This is a genomic window from Pseudomonas sp. NPDC087598, from assembly GCF_044743525.1.
Lineage (GTDB): Bacteria > Pseudomonadota > Gammaproteobacteria > Pseudomonadales > Pseudomonadaceae > Aquipseudomonas.
In genome coordinates, this window is record NZ_JBIUWQ010000136.1 from 1 (window position 1) to 2,889 (window position 2,889).

Consider the following 2,889-nt stretch of genomic DNA (forward strand, 5'->3'; position numbering starts at 1 on the left):
ACGGCCAACGCAACGGTAACCGGAACCACGCCGATTGATCTGTTACCGCCGTTTCTCGTGGCACCGGCTGTCGATCCGGTCGATGTGCTGGCCTATCCGAACGGGGTCACGATGCGCATCGAATACCTTGCAGCCCTTGATGGCGATCGTGCGCGATTGGCCGAGGTCAATCCGCCGACAGGCTCGCCACAGTTTCCGTTGGTGGCATTCAACAGCAACAAACGGGTCAATACCGTGCTGACCCCGGCGTATCTCGCGGCCCGCCAAGGCAAAACGTTTGAGCTGCGCTGGAACCTCAATCGCAATGGCGCGCAGGCCGGGAAATCAACCCCGACGCCAGTGAGGGTGCTGAAGATTGCCGATGGTGACTCACGTTTGCCGACCCCGAATATCGCAGGCAATACCAGTACCGTGCTGGACGTTGAAGCCCTCAACGACGGGGCGCGGATTCTTGCAGTGAAATGGCCAGTGTTTGAACCGGCGCAACCGATCTGGGTTACGTGCAAGGGTTTTGACAACAATGGCAACCCGATCAGTACCAACGTCAGGTCTGGCGAGCCCAATGACTCACTGGATGGTTTGAACGTTCAGGCGCCGGTTGCGTGGTTGAAGGCGCTCAAGGATGGCAGCGCACTGACCGTCGAATGCGCCGTCAGTCTTGATGGCTCCCGTGACAGGACCAGGGCGGTTTTACTTCCGCTGCGCACTTACACCATCAACAGTGTGGAGCTGATTGTGCCAACAATCACCAAAGTAACGGACTCCAGAGGTAATCCGATCCCAAACAACGCACGCACCTTCGATACAACTCTGACTCTCGAAGGGTCTGCCACGAAGAATCTAAGTATTGATGTGCTTGATCGAGGAAACTTCCAGGCCACCAGAACAGTTGATACTGCTGGAGTGTGGATACTTCCTTCACTCACGGTGATACCCGGCTCGTATATCTTTACTGCGAAAGCGAAGTATGGGGAAGATCTAGAGTCCGACCCATGGATTGTTACTGTCGATCCGACCCTTGAGTACGAAATTACAACGTTTGAAGACGGTACATTTGGGGGATGGTCGCCAGGCCCCGCAGCAAGTGACCCAAGGGATTTGAGTATCAGACTGGAACAAGGCAATCGGAGATTATTCAATAACACTTTTACCAATAATTCCGCGGGGATTGTTCTTAAAAAATCCTTTGGCAACTTCAAAATCGGACAACGTTATCAATTTTCCATTGCGGCTGTTACCCGTTGGATCGGAGGGGGTGGTGCTGTACCGATTCTTTCTTTGAGCACGACACTGGAACAGTTAACCCAAGCCACGGCTCTTCCCAGAACGTGGATATACCTCACAGGAACATTCATTGCCCAGCAAAACTCTCTGGAGCTGAGAATAAACAGTCACCAAGCCACAACTGACAGCAATGATTATGAGATGGATAATTTACAGATAAAAGCTATTTAGCAATTGCTACATGATCAAGGACTGACCCTGTGAAGCTGCCGATGCCGATCTTTTGCATTTAAACACCAACGTTTAAATGAAACGCCAAGACACGTAATCAGGCTACACATCCTTGCGTAATTGCCTACAGCTACGCCAGAATCCGCCGGCTTGTGCGCCTTGAGGTCGGGTTCTATTGTGGGTCGGTCGCTGACGAATCAGCGATCGGGTTTCGCAGCCCGGATCAATCAAGGCGCACAGCGCTCCCTATCGTTGCCCTCAAGATTTATCGCAACGGTGCTTCATGGCGGCTGTGCGCGGGATACCTTCGGGTATGCCGGGTTCCTTGATTCCCGGTCTGCGAACCTGCGTACAGCCGCCACCTCTCTTCGTTTCGCAGCGAAACGTGGCAGCTCCGACAATCAAGGAGTTTCACCATGATCAAACCAACACCCAACCCGCCCGAAACCGATCTCACCTCCCCCTACGAATCCCTCGATTCGAAAAAACTCAACGAAGCCGCCGACCGCGCTCTTGATCACTATCTTTGTCCACCCGGGTCCACGCCACCGCCACGTAGAGTCCGCCGGATGTACGCCGTTACCGCGGACTTCAAAAATGAGGAGATGCTGGCCGATGCCAGCGAAACGCTCGCTTCAGCCAGAACCATCGCCCATGACTTCGCCCATCTCATTCCAGCGTCGCAACGGCGAACGCTGCTGGGCATTGCGCAACTGATTATGCTCGGGGAACTGGCGGTGAATCGGGTGATGGATAATCTGCAACTGCCCGACTAACCCCTAGCCACAATGACTGTGTGGAGCTGCCGAAGGCTGCGAGCTTTTGATTTTGAAGATCGAGATCAAAAGATCGCAGCCTTCAGCAGCTCCTACAGAGGGGTATTCGTCGGTGCCGTTGATTCAGTCATCCGTAGAAAAATCGAACGCTTGTCGCAGCGCCACCTCCAATGTTTACACCCATGGAGGTCAACGACATGAACAGCAACGACGACAAAACCCCGAACGCCCCGCCAACCGATACGTCGGGCAAACCCGTGAACGTGGTCGAGCGCGATCTGCAGGATCAGGACGATGACACCAAGGCTGTGGACGAGGTCATCACGCCTTCCTCCACCCGCGTCAAAGAGCAGGATGCCGAAGAGCTACAGCGCAAAGTCGATGAGATTGAACGTAAGGTTGCGGATGGCAATTGAGATTTGTGGTGACTGTTGGATTTACCCCCTCACCCCAGCCCTCTCCCTCAGGGAGAGGGGGAAAGGGAGCCGATCGAGTGCAGTTCAAACCCTGTGTTCATCTCGAAATCTCAGGTCTGCGCACTTCGAAAGAACACCACGGTCAGTCCCCTCTCCCTCTGGGAGTGTATGTACCGGAGACATGGTGGACACATGTTCGGAGACATGGTGGACGGTTTTAGATCTTCTTACCTGCCGTCACG

Annotated in this window: 2 protein-coding genes and 1 pseudogene; all 3 read left to right on the forward strand. The window is 54.1% G+C overall.

From position 1 onward, the window contains the following. A pseudogene (locus ACIOWE_RS30005) lies at window positions 1-1,455 on the forward strand (hypothetical protein); the annotation flags it as partial. Window positions 1,456-1,871: 416 nt separating this feature from the next. Beyond that, window positions 1,872-2,231 carry a DUF6124 family protein gene (locus ACIOWE_RS30010; protein ID WP_401398574.1) on the forward strand — a complete coding sequence of 120 codons (360 nt, stop codon included), beginning with the start codon at window positions 1,872-1,874 and terminating at the stop codon, window positions 2,229-2,231. A gap of 197 nt (window positions 2,232-2,428) precedes the next feature. Next, window positions 2,429-2,647: a hypothetical protein gene (locus tag ACIOWE_RS30015; protein WP_401398576.1), complete on the forward strand. Its 219-nt coding sequence runs from the start codon at window positions 2,429-2,431 to the stop codon at window positions 2,645-2,647. Window positions 2,648-2,889: the final 242 nt, after the last annotated feature.